At 58.2% G+C, this 19,473-nt stretch carries 19 protein-coding genes; 16 read left to right on the plus strand and 3 right to left on the minus strand.

The annotated features are described in order from the left end of the window. Nucleotides 1-502: 502 nt before the first annotated feature. Nucleotides 503-730, plus strand: coding sequence for a hypothetical protein (locus tag C0V72_RS14250; RefSeq protein WP_101794806.1), 228 nt, complete (start codon nt 503-505; stop codon nt 728-730). A 176-nt stretch (nt 731-906) separates the two neighbouring features. After that, nucleotides 907-1,251 (plus strand): hypothetical protein, encoded by a 345-nt coding sequence (locus tag C0V72_RS14255; RefSeq protein WP_101794807.1) that lies wholly within the window; start codon nt 907-909, stop codon nt 1,249-1,251. Nucleotides 1,252-1,471: 220 nt separating this feature from the next. Here the strand turns inward: C0V72_RS14255 and C0V72_RS14260 are convergent, their stop codons facing one another. Continuing rightward, nucleotides 1,472-2,959 carry an exopolysaccharide biosynthesis polyprenyl glycosylphosphotransferase gene (locus C0V72_RS14260; RefSeq protein ID WP_233999964.1) on the minus strand — a complete coding sequence of 496 codons (1,488 nt, stop codon included), beginning with the start codon at nt 2,957-2,959 and terminating at the stop codon, nt 1,472-1,474. Continuing rightward, the gene (nusG, locus tag C0V72_RS14265; protein WP_101794808.1) at nt 2,956-3,483 is read right to left on the minus strand and encodes a transcription termination/antitermination protein NusG; all 528 of its coding nucleotides are present in this window, start codon (nt 3,481-3,483) and stop codon (nt 2,956-2,958) included. Before nusG ends, C0V72_RS14260 begins: the two co-directional genes overlap by 4 nt. A 353-nt stretch (nt 3,484-3,836) precedes the next feature. On the opposite strand from nusG, the gene C0V72_RS14270 reads away from it, so the two are divergent. The 11 genes from C0V72_RS14270 (at nt 3,837) to C0V72_RS14320 (ending at nt 16,413) form a co-directional block, all read left to right on the plus strand. Then, entirely contained in the window at nt 3,837-4,157 is a 321-nt protein-coding gene (locus tag C0V72_RS14270; protein ID WP_267893446.1) for a winged helix-turn-helix transcriptional regulator, read from the plus strand. A 68-nt stretch (nt 4,158-4,225) separates the two neighbouring features. Continuing rightward, nucleotides 4,226-4,468, plus strand: a complete 243-nt coding sequence (locus C0V72_RS14275) for a hypothetical protein (RefSeq protein WP_143704616.1) — start codon at nt 4,226-4,228, stop codon at nt 4,466-4,468. A gap of 185 nt (nt 4,469-4,653) precedes the next feature. After that, nucleotides 4,654-5,805 carry a non-hydrolyzing UDP-N-acetylglucosamine 2-epimerase gene (gene wecB, locus C0V72_RS14280; protein WP_324761547.1) on the plus strand — a complete coding sequence of 384 codons (1,152 nt, stop codon included), beginning with the start codon at nt 4,654-4,656 and terminating at the stop codon, nt 5,803-5,805. Nucleotides 5,806-5,817: 12 nt separating this feature from the next. Further along, the gene (gene wecC, locus C0V72_RS14285) at nt 5,818-7,080 is read left to right on the plus strand and encodes a UDP-N-acetyl-D-mannosamine dehydrogenase (RefSeq protein WP_101794812.1); all 1,263 of its coding nucleotides are present in this window, start codon (nt 5,818-5,820) and stop codon (nt 7,078-7,080) included. Nucleotides 7,081-7,083: 3 nt separating this feature from the next. Then, nucleotides 7,084-8,325 (plus strand): hypothetical protein, encoded by a 1,242-nt coding sequence (locus C0V72_RS14290; RefSeq protein WP_101794813.1) that lies wholly within the window; start codon nt 7,084-7,086, stop codon nt 8,323-8,325. Then, a complete protein-coding gene (locus C0V72_RS14295) occupies nt 8,286-9,737 on the plus strand; it encodes a hypothetical protein (protein ID WP_143704617.1) in 1,452 nt (483 codons plus the stop codon). The genes C0V72_RS14290 and C0V72_RS14295 overlap by 40 nt, the downstream gene beginning before the upstream one ends. 16 nt (nt 9,738-9,753) lie before the next feature. Next, on the plus strand, nt 9,754-10,857 hold the full coding sequence (locus C0V72_RS14300) for a glycosyltransferase family 4 protein (RefSeq protein WP_101794815.1): 1,104 nt from the start codon (nt 9,754-9,756) through the stop codon (nt 10,855-10,857). Continuing rightward, entirely contained in the window at nt 10,854-11,393 is a 540-nt protein-coding gene (locus C0V72_RS16795; RefSeq protein ID WP_101794816.1) for an acyltransferase, read from the plus strand. Before C0V72_RS14300 ends, C0V72_RS16795 begins: the two co-directional genes overlap by 4 nt. Beyond that, nucleotides 11,393-13,522, plus strand: a complete 2,130-nt coding sequence (locus C0V72_RS14310) for a bi-domain-containing oxidoreductase (RefSeq protein WP_101794817.1) — start codon at nt 11,393-11,395, stop codon at nt 13,520-13,522. The genes C0V72_RS16795 and C0V72_RS14310 overlap by 1 nt, the downstream gene beginning before the upstream one ends. A gap of 21 nt (nt 13,523-13,543) precedes the next feature. Then, complete coding sequence (locus C0V72_RS14315) at nt 13,544-15,214, plus strand: heparinase II/III family protein (protein WP_199797803.1); 1,671 nt, start codon at nt 13,544-13,546, stop codon at nt 15,212-15,214. Then, nucleotides 15,211-16,413: a glycosyltransferase family 4 protein gene (locus tag C0V72_RS14320; RefSeq protein WP_101794824.1), complete on the plus strand. Its 1,203-nt coding sequence runs from the start codon at nt 15,211-15,213 to the stop codon at nt 16,411-16,413. Before C0V72_RS14315 ends, C0V72_RS14320 begins: the two co-directional genes overlap by 4 nt. A gap of 84 nt (nt 16,414-16,497) precedes the next feature. On the opposite strand, the gene C0V72_RS16825 is transcribed toward C0V72_RS14320, so the two are convergent. Further along, the gene (locus tag C0V72_RS16825) at nt 16,498-16,890 is read right to left on the minus strand and encodes a tyrosine-type recombinase/integrase (protein ID WP_101794818.1); all 393 of its coding nucleotides are present in this window, start codon (nt 16,888-16,890) and stop codon (nt 16,498-16,500) included. Between C0V72_RS16825 and tnpA the strand changes: the two genes are divergently transcribed. From tnpA to tnpC, 3 genes are all read left to right on the plus strand, one after another. Next, on the plus strand, nt 16,772-17,206 hold the full coding sequence (gene tnpA / locus C0V72_RS14330; protein ID WP_233999965.1) for an IS66-like element accessory protein TnpA: 435 nt from the start codon (nt 16,772-16,774) through the stop codon (nt 17,204-17,206). The genes C0V72_RS16825 and tnpA overlap by 119 nt on opposite strands. 26 nt (nt 17,207-17,232) lie before the next feature. Continuing rightward, nucleotides 17,233-17,478, plus strand: coding sequence for an IS66 family insertion sequence element accessory protein TnpB (gene tnpB / locus C0V72_RS14335; RefSeq protein WP_267893445.1), 246 nt, complete (start codon nt 17,233-17,235; stop codon nt 17,476-17,478). Between the two features lie 112 nt (nt 17,479-17,590). After that, complete coding sequence (gene tnpC / locus C0V72_RS14340) at nt 17,591-19,129, plus strand: IS66 family transposase (RefSeq protein ID WP_101794821.1); 1,539 nt, start codon at nt 17,591-17,593, stop codon at nt 19,127-19,129. Nucleotides 19,130-19,473: the final 344 nt, after the last annotated feature.

Genomic DNA, 19,473 nt, shown 5'->3' on the forward strand with positions numbered 1-19,473 from the left:
ATCAGCCGCTCAGCGCAAAACCTCTGCATCCAAAGCGTGAATCAGATTTTACGCCAAACGGGAATCCCCTAATCCCCACTTTCGCAACAGGTCTAATATTGCCAAGGTAGCATGCCTGTCCGCCCTTCCACCGATTCGCCTTTTGGCAAATCGGATACGCGCTCAAGACGGCACAAAGCCGTTTTGGCGACACCTCAGTGACTCTTTCAGCAAGACGGTGGCGCAAAGAGGTTGACCTGCTGCTAGCCGAATAGCTTCACCGCGCAGCGCCGCGATCAATGAGCCTCGGAGGCACTCGGGGGCAATCCGGCCGCCTCGGTAACACCGAGTCGACACGTGCTGGATTCTGGTGACGAAACTAAGCTGCAGGGCCCCTAAACTGGGCAATGGTTGAAGAAGCAAAGGGCCATACGCAAAGGCCTTTGACGCAAATTTAAGGTTGCGACCCTAAGCCTGATGCGGTACGCAGGATTTGAAGACCTTTATAGACGGAGTGGCGACAATGAAGTTTAACAAGATTGCAGCTGGTATCGCAGCTGCGTCTCTGGTGGCTGCCCCTGTGGTGGCGCAGAGTGCATTTGCACCGGCTATTGCCCCGCTTACGGGTGACGAAAACGGAGCTGAAGGCTCCAACGGTATCATCATTGGCGTGGTCGCTGCTGCAGGCGTAATTGGCGGTATCATCCTCATTGCGGATGTCGACGAGCCCAACCTGCCGGTCAGCGGATAATTTTGAGGCATCTTATTGCTCCTGCAGGAAAGCCCCCGAGTTGATCGGGGGCTTTTTTGTGTCTGACCGTGTCAGGCGTCGTCGCTAGTGCAGTCGAATAATTCACTGAACATCAGTCAAGTGATGGGCATCATGCCTTCAGTGGCGCTCAGAGATTCTTCCTGGGAGCATGATCGATGATATGGTCCCGCTTGATTCTGGCAGCAATTGCCATTGCCTTATTGTTTCTTGCGAACTTGCCAGCTGGTGAATTTTACGTTGGCAGTCAGAACGACAAGGTGAACCATATTGCCGCGTTCCTAGCGATTTCTGTTCTGGCCGTGCTGGCGTTTCCCAAGCTAAGCCTTTTGTCGATTCTGCTCGGGCTCGCAATTTTCAATGCTCTTATTGAAACCAGTCAGGGTTTGATGGCGCTGGGACGCGAACCAGATATCTTGGACTGGGTAGCTGGTTTTGGGGCGACAGTTTTGGTGCTAGCCCTGTTTCAGCTCAAGCGGATCTTTAGGGATGACCGAATTTAGGTCCCCGAACGGCTTCAAAAAATCGCTGACATTCTGCCGTCGTGGGACCACCCGGATTCGATGTGTTTCCAAGCTGACTGCCTGTGCCCGGAACAGCGGCGGCCCTCGATCGGATCAGGCGTTCACGCTGGCCGACAACAATGTTCTTTAGGAGGCGATCCGAGAGATTGGCGGACAAATAAGCGCAAGGGGGCATGCATCATGAGGTAATCGCCAATCGCTATTTAGCTCCAATCCCGGTCGCGATGACGCGCAGCGTTTTCAAAGCGATCAGAACGTCAAGCCAAAGAGAGATGTTCTTGATGTAATAGAAATCATACCTGAGTTTGCCAAGAACGTCGGATACATCGGTCACATGTCCCTGATTCACCTGGGCCCACCCGGTAATACCAGGCCTAACGATATGCCGGTAAGAATAGAATGGAAGCTCCGCCTCGTACCATTCAGATAGTGAGCACGCCTCCGGGCGAGGGCCGATGAAACTCATTTCGCCGCGCAGCACGTTCAGCACCTGAGGCAGTTCATCCAAGCGCGTTTTGCGGATGAAACGGCCTATCCGTGTGATCCGATCATCATCATTTTTGGTCATCGCATCGTCGCGTCCCGCTAGCTTCTCCGTCACCGGATCGCGCGGCCGCATGGACCGAAACTTGATCATTCGGAATGTCTCGCCGCGAAAGCCCATCCGTTCCTGAATGAAAAAGGCCGGGCCAGGGGAGTCGAGCCGGATGAGAATGGCGAGAACGGCGAACAACGGCAGACAAAAGGGGATCAACGCCAAAGCAGCGATGACGTCGATAAACCGTTTAGCCGAGGCATAGGATACGTTCGGCAGCAGTGACCCCAGATCATTCTCGCTAAGGTGCGCGATCTTCACCTGACCAGACTGCATTTCTGCGATTTGGCGGTAGTGATACACTGGAATGCCTGCCAGCGCGGCTTTTGCGAACAGCCGCTCGCCCCGCTCCGAGTGCGGATAGTGCAGGTCGGCCACGATAGCCCAATCCCGCCAACCTGATTCAATCAAACGCTCAAGATCGTCCAGCGGCGGCGCCGCGAGAAAATGCCCACCCAAAGCAATTTCCATCGCGCGGCCTCCGGATACGACGACATGCGGGCGAAACAGTCGTCGCCCATAAACTGCCAGAAGGAAGCTCGTCATCACAGCGCATGCCGCGCCCGTCGCATAGTAGGATCCAGAGTAAGGAACCCTCAGAAGCGAGACCAAGGTCAATATGCCCGTAAAGACCAGCATGTTAACCGGCAAAACATAAGAGAGATGCCGCGCATTCGCATGATCCTTTAACCGCGCAAGGATGTACCATGCCACGCTGATCGAAATGGCTAGCGCGACTGAGCTTTCGGCAAAGGCGCCGGCAAAAAGCGCACGGTCGAGTGCGCTCCACAAAGCGATCGCTGGAACGAAAGCACCAGCGAGCACAAGCGGGAGCTCGAACTGGTGAAAGAGCTTCGCATTCCGATGGGGTAGAACCGCGGCGAGGCCGGGCAATTCCCGAACAGCCCGATTACCGGCCTTGGCCTCACGATTATCAATTCTGGTGGCATCTGCTTCCGGCTCTAGGCGCCCATTAGGGACTTTGACCAAGGCTTCAGCTCTGGACACGGACGACCCCATTTCGTGGTGCTCTGCCGCGGGGCTGGTCTCGGCCGGATAAACCGCCAGCACGGTGTTCGACACCTTCTTCACCGATAACCCCCTGAATGCTTCACGCTCCCTCCGATCACCCGAAGGTGGGCCGAAGGGAGGCTGACCTTGGTTTGCTTGCCCATAAAGTCAAGCAGCACCATGGCTCTTTGGTCAGGCGATAGCTGCTCAACCTGGCCGATCAAATTGGCAAACGTACCCAAGCTGACCTCGACCGTCGCACCTGCCGCAATGCCGGGTGGCAGGGTGACGATACCGTTGGCATCGCACGCTGCTCGCAATTCAGAAATGACATGGCAAGGAACGGGCGCCGGCCGCGCGCCAAACCTGACCAAGCGAGACACGCCGTAGGTCGAGTTCACGAGCGACCATGGAGCGGCAGTGCCCGGATAGGAGATGAACAAATAGCCCGAAAAGAACGGACGAGTTTGCTCTCGGATCCCCCCGGCACGTGCCACCATGCGCTTCTCCATCGGCTGGAAGGTAACAAAACCTTGCCTCTCAAGATTACGCTTAGCGCTGCGGTCGCCGTTTGGCTTCACCTGCACCAGAAACCAGTCTGCCATGTATGCCCCCACATGGAACGAGAAGTGCTGGTGGCTCGCCTAGCCGAGGTTTGCCGACTAGGCCACGATTTAACGACAGGGCTCGGCAGGCCGATACAAGTATGCGTCGGTTTGACGGCGATAATGGGTGCGAGCGCGGGCTCGAACAAGGCCCGCAAAAAAGCTTGCCGTCACCCGCGCCGACTGTATTGCTCAAGCTCGGTCGTTATGCCGCTCTTGGGTCTTGGCCGAATCAACCCTTGCACGGTGCACCGCGTTGGTGATGCCGTGCGGTAGCTTTTGGTTATCCATCTCTTGATGCTAAGGGGCGCTCAGCAACTCCGGGAAGGTGCTAAGCCTAGCGCCTCATCGCCATCAATCCGAAAACTACCCAGCGCCAGATGGCTGATGAATTGGGGATCAGCTTGGGCGCAACCTATTACACGCTCCGGCCATTGTCTGAGCGCGGGTTGGTGAGGGTTGAACGCTTCAGTGCCCTCATCCACAATCAGGTTTGTGCTTACGCGCTTTCACTCTTGGGAATCGCTGAAAAAAGTGAGATTGCAGCACGTCTTCTGGTTCACAAACGCGAGGGATTCGAAGCGCTGGGACTAGAGATTGGCGAGCATGGCGCCATACTCGCTCGGGACTTTGGCTCGGATAACGCTGCACCGCTTAATCAAGTTGATTGTTAGGCAGGCATTGATCGACTGGGGTGGTTCCAGCGATGGCAGGAAACCAGCTAGTTTACGTTATCAGTAGTTTGGAAAATTCCTTCAATGAATTAATTGGGATTAAGGGTTATCTTATGCAAGAAAGAGAAGCATTTGAGGTCCAAGAAATTGAGAGAGAAGAGGCCGTTAACAAGATCGCTGCACTGGTAAAATACTACAGTCTCTCCAAAAAAGAGGTTTTGTCGGTATTCTCGAGCAGTTCGGACAATGATAGAACGGCTCCTGACTTGCCGCAGACTAAAAACTTTGATCCTTTTTTCGATGCATGGTGATTAAGTTTTTTGACGACGATCAAGCAATTTGCTGCGTTACAGACGAGACGGCGTTGGTCTAATCGCTGATCGTGCTCTCACTCCATGGAGACCCGGCGCAGTTGATGGCACGCCTCATCAATGTGGCAAATATTCCCGACGTCAATCACCGCCCCAGCCTTGGCAAATTACCAGCGCCAGAGTAAGTGAGTTTCAATCAAATGACACGTAAGCTAAAGGTTTTACTAGCCTTCGGCACTCGCCCGGAGGCCATCAAGATGGCCCCCGTCGTTAAGGCGCTTCAGGGATTGCCGGAAATAGACGCGCGGGTCTGCGTTACGGCGCAGCACCGTGAAATGCTAGATCAGGTGCTCGATCTCTTTGGCATCGTGCCGGATCACGACCTTAACCTCATGAAGCCCGGACAAGATCTGTTCGAGATCACGCGCGGCGTCCTCATTGGCCTAAAGAATATTCTGGCCGCCGCTTCGCCCGATCTCGTGCTGGTGCACGGCGACACCACAACGACACTCGCCGCGTCGCTCGCCGCGTTTTATGAGCGCATCCCGGTCGGCCATGTCGAGGCGGGCCTCCGGACCGGAAACATCTATTCGCCTTGGCCCGAGGAGATAAATCGCAAGGTCGCGGGCGCGATTGCCCGCCTACACTTCGCGCCGACCGCGAAATCAAAGCACAATCTGTTAGCAGAGAACGTGCCTGAGGACCACATCACCGTCACGGGTAACACGGTAATCGACGCCCTGCTCGAAGTAGTCGGTAAACTCGACCACGATGCCGACACGAGCAAACGGTTCGACGAAACCTTCGCCATTGATCCGGCGCGCCGCCTAGTGCTCGTCACGGGCCACCGGCGCGAAAGTTTCGGCGGTGGCTTCGAGCGGATCTGTGATGCCCTGGCCCGCCTGGCCGAGCGTGACGACATACAGATCGTCTATCCGGTTCATCTCAATCCAAACGTCAAGGGACCAGTCGAGGCGCGGCTCGGCGCAATCGGCCGAGTGAGCCTTATTCCCCCGCAGGACTACCTTCCCTTCGTCCACTTGATGCGCCGGGCTGATGTAATCCTGACTGACTCAGGCGGTGTCCAAGAAGAGGCCCCTTCGCTTGGCAAGCCAGTGCTCGTAATGCGGGACACGACCGAACGGCCAGAGGCAGTCGAGGCCAACACCGTCAAGTTGGTCGGTACCGACACTGACCTGATCGTCGCCGAAGTCGCTACCCTGCTGGACGACCCGGCGGCTTATGAACGCATGTCACGCGCGCACAACCCGTACGGCGATGGTCTGGCTTCGAGCCGGATCGCGACCGCCATTCTGGAATGGGCACGTTCAAACTGATCGAGAGCGAAAATGGAAAACCGGTTTAAACGAATTTCCGTCATAGGTCTTGGATACATTGGCCTTCCCACGGCGGCCATGTTTGCCTCGCGCAAAATCCATGTGATCGGCGTTGACGTGAATGAAGTAGCTGTGAGCACGATTAATCGCGGCGACATTCACATTGTGGAGCCCGATCTCGACATGATCGTGCATGCCGCAGTGCAGGAGGGTTATTTACGCGCGACCACAAAGCCGGAGCCAGCAGAGGCATTCCTGATCGCGGTGCCAACTCCATTCAAAGGGGAAAACCACGAACCGGATTTATCCTATATTGAAGCGGCATCGCGGGCAATCGCGCCTCTTCTCGTCAAGGGCAACCTCATCATTCTCGAATCGACTTCCCCCGTCGGAGCGACGGAAGCTATGGCCAAGTGGTTCGCCGAAGCTCGCCCTGATCTCAGCTTCCCACAGGACGCTGGAGAGGCTTCGGATATCCGCATCGCTTACTGTCCCGAAAGAGTGCTGCCCGGCAAGGTAATGCAGGAGCTGATAATTAATGACCGAGTAATTGGGGGCCTAACCCCACGCTGTTCGGCATTTGCCGTTGCTCTCTACAGAAGCTTCGTCACAGGGGAGTGCGTTGTTGCGTCGGGACCGCGAGTTGCTGAAATGGCGAAGCTAACTGAGAACAGTTTTCGCGACGTAAACATAGCTTTTGCAAACGAACTTTCACTCATTGCCGACAAACTAGATATCAACGTCTGGGAGCTGATCGCGCTGGCAAACCGCCATCCGCGGGTGAACATCCTTCAACCCGGCCCTGGAGTTGGTGGACATTGCATTGCGGTCGATCCGTGGTTCATCGTGTCAAAAACGCCGGAGTTGGCGCGCCTAGTTAAGACCGCGCGCGAGGTGAACGATGGAAAGCCTGACTGGGTTCTACAAAAGGTTCGGGAAGCAATTGCGGACACGGTGCAGGACAAACCGGATAAGAGCGCTGACGATCTAACTATTGCGATCTACGGCCTAGCTTTCAAACCTAATATTGATGATTTGCGCGAGAGCCCGGCGCTTGAGATCGCGCAGGCTATTGCCCTCGACCAGCCCAATCCATTATTCATAGTCGAACCTAATATCGATGCGTTGCCGCCAAAACTGTCCTCGGCGAAACTGACGGATATCGCCACGGCGGCAGGCGCGGACATCCACGTAATGCTAGTCAAACATTCGGCATTCGCAGGCATGGCGCAACCAGAGGGCGCAATCGTCGATGCGTGCGGTGCATGGAACTGATTCATGGGTGTCGAAGTCATCAGGGTTCTGGCCTACGCAGTCTTGTCGCGTGCGATGCTGGTGGCGTTCAGCCTAATTGCGGCTTGGCTGCTCGATAGCGAGAACTTCGGCGTTTTCTCTTACGTGGTTCTCACCACTTCAAGCGTCGCGACTCTTTCGGCGGTCGGCGTGAACGTTACTTGCAACACCACGGCGGCGCGGCACCATGCCGACAACCCGGAGCTGGTCGTGGCAACGGTTTCGTCGACGCTGACGTTATCGTGGGTGCTGGCCGTGGTGGCATCCGCGTTCTGGGTCGCGGTAACGCCCACAGCAGTTTCGGCGGTTCTCGGGATCGAGACGACCGGGGCGGTTATCTTTGCTCTTGCCTTGATCATGGCCAGCACCACCGCATTCGAGGGAACCTCCTATGGACTGCGCGCCTTGCCCGGGATGTTGGTGGCCGCGGCGCTTTCATTTGTGTTTGCGGTTGGCGGCGCGGCGATCGGAGCGGGGACTTTGGGTCTCATGGGGGTGCTGGGGGCATTGCTGGCATCCCGATTGCTTTTCCTGGTTCTGATGGCAGGCGGAGCTTTACGTATCCTCGGCGCGCGGCCCAGCTTTGCAGTGATCTGGCGATATCGCGTCGTAGTGACACAGATCTTCCGCAAGGTCGGCCTTCCCATCGCGCTGGCGGCCGTCCTGTCTGCGCCCGTTGTCGCAGGTGCCGTCAATGTCATGACGCGAACCGGGGGCCTGCGCGACGTCGGGGAATTCAACATCATCTATCAGGTCTTCCTGATCTGCACATTTCCCGCCTCCTCTATCAGCCATTACCTGCTCTCGCGTTTCTCCGGGAACGCGGAAGATTTGGGTGACACGGTGTGCTTGAAGTCCTTTGCTATCGGGTTTGCCCTGCTGCTCGGCGGAATTGCACTTGTAGTTTTGTGGCTGGCGCCGGGCGCAATGGAACTTGCCGCATTCGCGGTGCAGCCAGCCCCTGCACTGGGAATATGGTTCGGCATTAGTGCGGCGCTCTATATCGTTCATCTTATGTTCATTTCCTACTGGTCCTCGATTGACCGGGGTCTGTTCGTTCTGATCGCGCAGCTCATGTGGGCGGCGCCCATGCTGGCCGCGATGATCATTGGCGGCGGGGCGGTGTTCTTCGCACAGGCCTTCGCGGTCGGATGTGTGCTGCAAATTGGCTTCCACTGGCTCGCCTATTGGCGCACGGCTACGCGCATTGCCGCGGAACGGAGATGAGAGTGCGCGGCGTCACGTTCGGACCCAGCCAGTTCCTGATGTTGATCAGCCTCGCTGTGATAATTCCTGGCGCTTTGCTGCTTTCGATCGACCAGAATTTTCGGCTGTATTCGGGCGCGGAGAAGTTCGCGCTACAGCTCGGTCTCTGGCTCTTGACCAGCTTTGCCACCCTGCGCCTGATTCGCCTGTCAGGCGATCTCGGTCTGCCGTTCATGGCCATGGCTTTCTATGTCTTCATTTATGTCTGGTGCGGGGTGATCCCGTTGTACCAGATTTCAGTAGGCCTGTTGCCTTGGCGCATTCTGCCATCATTTGCGAACATGGCGGTGTGCATCGTAATCATCGCAGCATCGATTGCAGCGTTCGAAGTGGGATACCGGCCTGACCGCAAGGCACGGCTTGCCGCTCAGGGCCGGGATGCCGGAGCGGATCGGGTCTTCGCCATTACCGAGACGCGCCTGTTCCTGTTTTCTGCGATTGCGATTGCGTTTGCGGCCTATTTCGGCCCTTTAACCACCCCGATTTCCACCCTGATGAGCGACCGGGCGACCTCGCTCAACGAGGCGATCGAACTGGGCCTGACACGGGGAACTCGGTTGGTCCAGACGACCTTGATGCGCATTCCGATTTTCATCACTTTGCTTGCAAACCTATGGTTTCTGCGGGCGCGAAGGATCAGCCTCCCGCTGCTGTTGCTGATTGCGGTGCAGATCCCGCTGTTCACGCTGGTAAACTTCCCCATAGCCGTCAGTCGCGCATGGTTGGGCGGGGTTGTGCTGAGCTTCTATTTCCTCTGGCTTGTGACCTCGAATGTGCGAACAATGGGTATCCAGACCTTTGCGATTGTGCTTGGAATGTTCGTTATGTACCCTCTAGCGCATTATGCTCGCTCCTCTGCGCTCAACACGCCGCGGACCCTGTCTGAATCCATCTTCTCAACCTACACCGAAGGCAGCTTCGACGTCGCTGCGATGACGGCGGCGCTGTTCATCGCCACCGATCGACAGGAATTCGAGATCAGCTGGGGCGAGCAATTGCTGGCGGCGCTGTTTTTCTGGGTCCCCAGATCGATCTGGGACGACAAGCCGGTAGGTACGGGCGCATCAATCGGCACTGCGCTGGACTTCGAGTTCACAAACCTTTCGGCTCCCCTGTGGATCGAAGGCTATGCCAATTTCGGCTGGATCGGCGTGATCGTCTTCCTGTTCCTGCTGGGCAAGGTTTCGCGCCCGATCGATGGCGCAGACAGGATCGATGCGCTCGATTTCCGGACTTTCCTCAAGGTATTCCTGCCGGGAACGATGTTCATTTTGATGCGCGGCGATTTGATCACCGCATTTACGGTCATTGGCCCGGCCGTGGTTTTCGCGTGGCTGCTGCTGTCGCCGCGGTTCGTCTTGCGCAGCCGGTGAAGGGAGGCATGTTATCATGAAAGCCATGCTTGACCTATCCGGCATCAAATCGGGCGGAGGGGCTCAGCTGGCGACCAATTTTCTCGCCCATATTGCAGGACAGGGCGGGACCAAGATGTTTGAGTTCATCTTGGTTTCCGACAAATTCCCGAGGACCGAAACGGTTAGCGACTTCAGCGAACTGGTGGTTGCCCCTTCTTCGATTGTGGGCCGTTTACGGTTCGAGCATGTCGAATTGCCTTGCATCGCCCGCCAGCACGGCGTGACCCACAGCTACACCTTCTTCGGGCCAGGCCTGCCCGCACGCACCGGGCTAAAGCAGCTAGTTGGGGTGGCCTATCCGACACTTGTCTATGACGACTCACCTTATTGGGACTATCTTCCGCCTGGTTTCAAGGTGAAGAAGCGGGCGCAAAATGCTCTGAGGAAAGCTCGCCTCAGACAGGCAGACCATCTGATCTTTGAAACGGACACCATGCTAGAGCGCGCAAAGCGGGCCGGTTTGGTCACGGCAGGCAGCTCTGTCATTCCGCCTACGCCCACGGCATTCCTCAAGGCGTCTCCACCGCCACACACCGGACCCGTCCGGTTCCTGATTCTAGCCGGGACCGATCCGCACAAGAACCTGTGGCGGCTGTTCGAGGCCTTGCCAATGATCGCCGACGAAGCGCTGGATGTGCGATTTGCCGTGTCTATCACCCGCAACGCATTTCTCGCGGCGATGGTCCATCCCGATCCAGCCAAGGCGCGGCTGGTCGACACCTATTTCGAATTTCTCGGCGCACTCCCGCCAGACAGGCTGCAGGAAGCCTATGACGACGCGACAGTGGTGTTGAACATCGCTGATCTTGAAAGTTTCAGCAACAATTACATGGAAGCCTGGCTGACTGGGCGCCCGCTGCTTGTCAGTGACCGTGACTTTGCCCGCGATACTTGTGGCGGGTCGGCCATCTATGTCGAGCCGCATGATATTGCCTCGCTGGTTTCGGGCCTCCGCCAATTTGCCAAGGGGCAGGCAGAGATCGCGGCCATGGTGGCCGAAGGGCGTCAGCGCCTGAAACGCCTTCCCACGATTGAGCAGCGCACCTCCCAAATCCTCGCGCTCCTGAGTGGCCTATGATCTGGAAGAAACTCTTCCGACCGTTCTTCCTGGTTCTGGCGGAGACCGTGACCACCTGCGTGTTCCTGCTGCCACGCTTCCGGACGCTCAATTTCTTCAAGTCGCTTTATCTGCGGTTGGTGTTTGGTTCCAGGATCGGCCGCAGGGTAGTCTATTATCCCGGCGTCTTTATTTCTCCGGGCCGCAATATGGATGTTGGCGATGATGTCGACTTTGCGTCGGGGGTACTGGTTACTACGGGAGGCGGGGTGACGATCGGGGATCGGGTTTTGATCGGTTATCGCACCCAGATACTCTCGCGGAACCATGCAGTGCCTCCGCTGCCAGCGAGGATCTTCGATGCCGGGCATGAAAGCGCCCACGTCACCATTGCCAGAGATGTATGGATCGGCGCCAATTGCGTGATCCTGCCCGGTGTAACCATCGGCGAAGGCGCGGTTGTCGCTGCTGGTAGCGTTGTCACTAAAGATGTGGAAGCCGGTGATATTGTCGCGGGCATTCCGGCCAAGAAACTCAAGTCTCGGAAATACTCATAATGAAACAAGTCCTTCAGTCGCTTAGAGACGGCACCACCACGCTTGAAGATGTACCTGTTCCCCGCGCAGGCAGAGGCAAGTTGTTGATCGCTTCCGAGGTGAGCCTCGTTTCCGCCGGGACCGAAAGGATGTTAGTGAAATTCGGCAAGTCTGGCTGGATTTCCAAGGCGAGGCAGCAACCCGACAAAGTCAAGATGGTGATCAACAAGGCGCGTTCGGATGGCATTGCGGCGACGTATGATGCGGTAAAGAGTAAGCTCGATCAGCCGCTGGCACTGGGATATTGCAACGTTGGGCGGGTTGTTGAAAAGGGCGCAGGGACAGAAGGCTTTTCCGTGGGCGACAGGGTTGTCTCTAATGGCAAGCATGCCGAGTTCGTGACTGTGCCACGCAGTCTGTGCGCTCACATACCGGACAATGTTTCTTCGGACGAGGCAAGCTTTACCGTGCTCGGTGCAATCGGGCTTCAGGGCCTTCGATTGGCAAACCCGACGCTTGGCGAATGCGTGGTTGTTACCGGCCTCGGGGTGATAGGACTGATGGTGGTGCAGATGCTGCGCGCGCAGGGGTGCCGTGTTCTGGGTATCGATTTTGACGAGGAACGGTTGGCGCTGGCACGGCAATTCGGTGCCGACACGGTCAATCCGGGTGCTGGCGAAGATGTGCTCAATGCAGCTGCCGCATTCTCGCGCGGGAACGGCGTCGATGCAGTCATTATCACGGCCGCTACCGACAGCAACGAACCGATGCACGAGGCCGCACAGATGTGTCGAAAGCGCGGCCGAATCGTGCTGGTCGGCGTGGTCGGCCTCAACCTACTGCGTGATGACTTCTACGAAAAAGAGCTGACCTTTCAGGTGAGCTGTTCGTATGGGCCGGGGCGCTACGATCCTGCCTATGAGGAAGATGGGCAGGATTACCCGATTGGCTTTGTCCGCTGGACCGAACAGCGCAATTTCGAAGCCGTGCTTGACCTGATGGCATCGGGCGCGATCGACGTTAAGCCGCTCATCACGCACAGGTTCGATGTCGATCAGGCAGCAGCGGCGATGGACCTGCTAACATCGGGCGAACCCTCCATGGGCATCCTGATCAACTACCCTGGCACCGCTCTGGCCGAACGGGTGGAAAAGGAACGCCGGATAATCCTGACGCCCGAAGCCGGTAGCTCGGGTCAGGGACGGGTCGCCTTTCTGGGCGCGGGCAATTATGCCAGTCGCGTGCTGATCCCGGCTTTTGCCGCTGCAGGCGCCGAATTGGCGACAGTGGTCAGCTCCGGCGGGATCAGCGCGGTGCATTCAGGCAAGAAGCATGGCTTTGCTAAAGCCTCCACCGATCCGCAAGACGCGTTGGCAGATGACAGTGTCGACACTGTCGTCATTGCGACACGCCACAATGCCCATGCGGCGCAGGTCATTGCGGCGCTGCGTGCCGGGAAGCACGTGTTCTGTGAAAAACCCCTGTGTCTCACACTGGATGAGCTGGCGCGGATTGAAGCGGAAAAGGCCAAGCGCCCGGATTTGCAGCTGATGGTGGGATTCAATCGGAGATTTGCACCGCACATCGTCCAGATGAAGCAGTTGTTGTCGCGGATCGACCTGCCAAAGGCTTTTATCATGACAGTTAACTCGGGCGAAATTCCTGCTGATCACTGGACGCAGAATCCCTCCGTCGGAGGGGGACGGATCGTCGGAGAGGGTTGCCACTTCATCGACCTGCTTCGCCATCTGGCCGGGGCGCCGATTGCCGCGTATCATGCGGTGGCGCTCGGCGCAAATGACGCCGTCGCGGTGCGCGAAGACAAGGCCGTGATCACGCTGCAATTCACCGACGGATCGGTCGGCACGATCCACTATCTCGCCAATGGTCACAACGCCGTGGCCAAAGAAAGGCTGGAGGTTTTCGCAGCAGGCCGGGTAATGCAACTCGACAATTTTCTGCGGCTGAAATTGTGGGGATGGGCAGGCATCAAGGGCGCGCGGCTATGGCGGCAGGACAAGGGGCAGAGTGCTTGTGCCGCCGCCTTCATGCAGGCCGTACGCGGCGAAGGCAAATCCGCGATTCCGGTCGGAGAGGTATTCGAAAGTAGCCGCGTCTCGATCGAGATTGCAAATGCCCTCCGTGATTGAGGACGAACATACGATCTGACCGTGCCTACCACCCGTCCCTTGACAGCCATCGGCAAACTCGCCCGGCTCTGGCGCACGGTTCGCCATCTCAAGCGCGAGCAATTGACTGGCCGCGTGCGGTTCCGGTTCGCGCAGCCGAGGGTTGATCTATCTCCGGCTCCGGCCCGGCGCCAGGGCTCGGGACAATGGGTCACGCCTGCGTCACGCAAGACAAGCCTGACAGGGCCGACCTGCTTCCGCTTTCTCAATCACGAAGCCGATCTGGATGGGCACGGATGGGATGATCCGGCCCTCGCCAAGCTGTGGCGTTATAACCTGCACTATTTTGACGATCTTAATGCAGAAGGGGCCGTCGGGCGGTCAGTCTGGCACCGTGCATTGATCGCGCGATGGATTGCCGAGAATCCGCCTCCTTCGGGTTCTGGCTGGGAGCCCTATCCGGTCTCGCTGCGGATCGTGAACTGGATCAAATGGGTTCTGGGTGAGCACGAGCCGACCGAAGATATGCTGCATTGGCTCGCGGTGCAGGCACGCTGGCTTGAGCGGCGGCTTGAATGGCATTTGCTGGGCAATCATCTTTTCGCCAATGCCAAAGCGCTGATTTTTGCAGGCCTGTTCTTTGCAGGAGACGAGGCGGACAGATGGCTGGCGCTGGGCCGGAGTATCTTTGCCCGCGAACTGCCAGAACAGATCTTAGCTGACGGCGGCCAGTTCGAATTGAGCCCGATGTATCACGCCATCGCGCTGGAAGATTTACTGGACTTGGCCAATGTGGCGCGGACTTTCGGGTTAGACGAAATTGCAGATGACATGGTATCTCGTGTACCTTCTATGTTTGCATGGTTGCTTGCGATGAGCCACCCCGACGGCGAGGTCGCATTCTTCAACGATTCGGCGATCGGTATCGCGCCTGACAATGTTGAGCTGCTTCGCTACGCCCACGATTTGGGCTTTGCCATCGAGCCGCCAGCCGCTGGGATCACCCATCATGTACAATCGGGCTATGCGCGTCTGGAGCTAGGGGACGCGGTTGTTATTGCCGACCTCGCTCGCATAGGGCCTGACTACCTGCCGGGTCACGCACATGCGGACACGCTCAGTTTTGAAATCTCTCTTGGTGGAAAGCGCTTTTTCGTAAATTCAGGCACATCCGTATACGGAACAGGCCCCGAGCGACAGCGTCAGCGGGGCACCGCAGCGCATTCCACCTTGGTTCTCGATGGGGAGAATTCTTCGGAAGTTTGGTCCGGTTTTCGTGTCGGACGCCGAGCCAAGCCGTTCGATGTTGCTGTCTACGGAGACGAGACCAGCCTGATCGCGCATGGTGCGCATGATGGGTACGCCCACCGGCCCGGCCGCCCGGTGCATCGACGCAAGTGGTGCCTCAGCGAAGGCAAGTTGTCTGTTGCAGACACGGTCGAAGGTTGTGGCGTTCACCAGCTTGAGGCCTATTTCCACTTGGCCCAGGGGATAAGCGCTGTCGCTCATACTGATAATAGTGTTGTGGAGTTAAGCGATATCGAGGGCGGTCGCCAAGCTACATTTTCAGCAGCAGGGGGAATTGTTGAAGTAATTCCTTCAAGCTGGCACTCCGAGTTTGGCAAAAGAAGTGATACAAAGGCGATTCGCGTCAGCGCTTTTCGGTCGCTACCATATGCCCTTAGCTACGAACTAGCTTGGAGCGCGCGGTGAAGTTGCTGATGCTCTCCAACTACTTTACGCCGGACTTGAGCGCTGGTTCATTCCGCATGCAAGCGCTGGTCGACGCCCTGGAGCCTTGGGGCGCCAAGGGCCTCGATGTCGACCTCATCACAACTCGGCCAAACCGCTATGCCAGTCTGCGCGCGGAGGCACCGGCCTTCGAAGATCGCGGCTGGCTCAGGGTGCATCGAATAGAGCTTCCTTCGCACGAGAGCGGAATGGCTGACCAGGCGCGAGCTTATGTCCGTTATGCCCAAGGCGTTAGGAAGCTTACGCGCTCACGGCAATGGGATGCAGTCTTCGCAACCTCATCTCGACTGATGACGGCAGGTTTGGGTGCCCACATTTCGCAGCGACTGGATGTCCCTCTCTATCTGGATATCCGCGACCTATTCACTGACAATATGGACGAACTGTTGGCGGGCAGTCCCCTCAAGTCCCTCATGCCGGTCTTTCGCTTGATTGAGCGCAGAGCTTTTGGTCGAGCCTCGCGTATCAACGTGGTTTCGCAAGGTTTCGCATCTCATATTCAGTCAATTGCGCCGAAAACGCAGCTGAGAGTTTTGACCAACGGTATCGATTCGATCTTCTCGGATTCGGATTTCCGCAAGCCCAGTGCCGGAGGCCAGCAGCCACTTATCGTCTACGCAGGGAATATGGGGGAGGGCCAGGGGCTTCACAGGATTGTCCCGCATGTGGCCAAGCGGTTCGAGGGTAGGGCTAGGTTTCGCCTGATCGGTGATGGCGGGCGCAAGAGGGCTCTGGAAGCTGCTATTGCTGCTGCCGGCATGGGCCATGTCGAATTGTTGCCTCCGATCCCAAGGTCGAGCTTACTCGATCATTATCGCGAGGCTGACATTCTTTTCCTTCATCTCAATGACCTTGATGCCTTTCGCAAGGTACTGCCTTCGAAGGTCTTCGAATACGCCGCTACGGAGAAGCCGATCCTCGCAGGTGTTGCGGGACATGCGGCGGAGTTCCTGAAAGAGCACCTCCCTGATGCAGAAGTCTTCGAGCCGCTCGATGCTGGTGCGATGGCACAAGCTATTGATCGACTCATTGAAAACCCTCCCGAGCCCGACCGCTCCGAGTTCCGAAAATTGTTTGCGCGGAGCCAAATCATGGAGCGTCTGGCAAGCGATATCATAGAAATGATTGATGAGCCTGCGGAGCTCCGCGACCTCGCATGATGGGGCTGTGTTGAAAGCTTTGGTCAGGCCGAAAAATCCCCAAACCAGACAATCCTACATAACGGCAGTTCGGTCTGCTCCTCTTTAAGCGCAAATGTTGTGTTCGGCCTTCTCGAGATAGCGCGCAAGTACGTTCATCGACTTCCAGCCGCCTACCCGCATGATGGCGGCTGTATCGAACCCCCGTTTCAACAGGTCCCGCGCAGCACCCACTCGCATTGAGTGGCCGCTGACGTGACCCCCTGATTTGTAAGCGATGTCCTGAGCCCACCTTGCACGCTTGATCTGAAGCGCCGAGTGTCCGCCCCCTGATGTTGGTTGAGGCACTACTCCTGTGATGATCACTGGTGATAATCCTATGAGCAAGGGCGTTCGCCGGTTCGAGGTTTTCACTGGCGTTGGCAAGCGCAGGGATTGGCCCAACGCGGTAAAGGCGTCGATCCTCGCGGAGTGCTGGCCTGGCGGCGAGAGGGTCACTGCCGTTGCCCGTAGGCACGGCTTGGACCCTTCCCAGATATACACTTGGCGGAAGGAGCTGGTCAGGCGGTGCGAGGATCAAGGTCTCCCCGTTCCAGCGGCGCTGAAGCAAGAGGCTTCAGCATTCGTGCCAGTGATGATCACTCCCGAGGTGTCCCCCGAGCCTAGCCACGCTCCTCGCCGTTCACGTCGGCGGCGCCGCGCTGAGGCCGCGCAGATCGAGCTGGAGATCGGCGGCGCGCTGGTCAGGATCGGCAGCGGCGCTGATATGGATACGATCACCGCGGTCATCACCGCACTTCGAGCATCACGATGATTGGCCCGGCACCTGGCACGAAGGTGATGGTGGCGACGAAGCCCGTGGATTTTCGGAAGGGAGCGGACTCGCTCGCCGCGCTGGTGGAGGCAGAGTATGGCGGCAAGCCCTATTCGGGCGTGATCTACGTGTTCCGCGCCAAGCGGGCCGATCGGATCAAGCTGATCTGGTGGGACGGAACAGGCCTGTGCCTGATGGCCAAGAGACTGGAGCAAGGTGCGTTCAAGTGGCCCCGTATTCAGGAGGGCGTGATGCGACTGACCGCTGCCTAACTGGGTGCTTTGCTCGAGGGTCTGGACTGGCGCCGCGTGCACGGCGGACGCCGTCCGATCGCGCCCCAGATTGCTGCTTGACGGGGCGCTTGCAGGCTGATTCAACTGGGTCATGCTCCTCGAAGCGGACCTTCCCGATGACGTCGATGCGCTGCGTGCGCTCGTCCTCGAACAGGCCCGCGCACTGACCGATCTCACCGATGCCAAGAGCAAGGCCGATGCTCGCATCGAACGGCTGCAGGCGATCATCGAAGCGTTCCAGCGGCACCGGTTTGGCCGCAAGTCCGAGCAGCTCGATCCCGATCAGTTTGAGCTCGCGCTAGAGGATATCGAGACCGCGCTGGGCAGCGCGCAGGCCGCGCGTGATGCCGCGCTGCCCAAGGCCAAGGGCGAACGTCCGCGCAAGACCAACCGCGGATCGCTGCCCACCCATCTCGAGCGGATCGAGCAGATCGTCGATGTTGAGGAGAAGGCCTGCCCCTGCTGCGGCGGCGCGCTCCACCAGATCGGCGAGGATGTTGCCGAGCGCCTCGATGTCGTCCCCACCACCTTCCGCGTGCTGGTCACCCGGCGTCCGCGCTATGGCTGCCGCTCGTGCGAGAGCGCGGTTGTTCAGGCTCCGGCGGCGGCACGGATCGTCGAAGGCGGGATCCCCACCGAAGCACTGATCGCGCAAGTGCTGGTATCCAAGTATGCCGATCACCTGCCGCTCTACCGCCAAGCCCAGATCTATGCCCGGCAGGGCATCCAGCTTGATCGCTCCACCCTTGCCGACTGGGTCGGCAGGGCGGCCTGGTATCTGCGTCTCTTGCGCGACCACATCCTCGAGCGATTGCGACGATCTGAGCGATTGTTCGCCGACGAGACCACCGCGCCTGTGCTCGAGCCGGGGCGTAAGAAGACCAAGACGGGCCAGATCTGGGCCTATGCCTGCGACGATCGACCTTGGGGCGGCAGTGACCCGCCGATGGTTGCCTATGTCTATGCCGCCGATCGCAAGGCCGCGCGGCCCGAAGCTCATCTCCAGGGCTTTGCAGGCATCCTGCAGGTTGACGGCTATGGTGCTTATGCTGCGCTTGCCCGGCGTCATCAGCAGATCCGCCTCGCGTTCTGCTGGGCGCACGTGCGCCGCAAGTTTTACGAGCTGGCCGAGAGCTCGCCTGTGGCCGCCGACGTGTTGCGGCGCATTGCTGCCCTCTACGCCGTTGAGGACGAGATCCGCGGCCTACCCGCTGACGAGCGTCGTGACGCCCGCGACCAGCGCAGCCGGCCGATCATCGACGACCTCTACAGGTTCCTTGAAGCCCGCGGGAGGCAGGTCAGCGCCAAGAGCCGCCTCGGGGAGGCGATCCGCTACACGCTTCCACGCTGGGACGGTCTCATCCGCTTCCTCGACGATGGTCGGATCGATCTCGACAACAACGCAGTCGAGCGCGCGATCCGTCCGCTGGCTCTCAACCGCAAGAACGCCCTGTTCGCAGGCTCAGACGAGGGCGGCGACAACTGGGCGGTGATCGCCACCCTCATCGAGAACTGCAAGCTCACCGGCATCAACCCGCACACATGGCTGACCGCAACGCTTACCAACCTCGCCAATGGTCACCCAGCTTCGCGCATCGACGAGCTCCTGCCGAACGCACACGTGGGCTGAAAACAGCGCTTACTCTGATTTTCCTCCACGAGCGATTAGAGTCTGGCCTGAAGGTCGGCAGTCTGCTTCGACATGAAGGCGATGCGCCCCTAACCAAAGGGGTCAGCGTTGCTGCTGCGGATGAGAACTCTCAGCGTTCCATCATCCAGTTCGGTGATATCCTGAGTTCGCAAGGCGATCAGTTCTGATCGCCGTGTCATCAATTCATAACCGAGCGCCAGAATCGCACGATTGCACGTACCCCAGAGTGAACCGCCCCGGGATTGCCGGAGGCCCTAACTCCTGAGAGGAAGGGTCTACGATGAGCAAGACAACGAACAAGTTTTCCCCTGAGGTGCGTGAGC

This window comes from Porphyrobacter sp. TH134 (assembly GCF_002855495.1).
Classification (GTDB): Bacteria; Pseudomonadota; Alphaproteobacteria; order Sphingomonadales; family Sphingomonadaceae; genus Erythrobacter.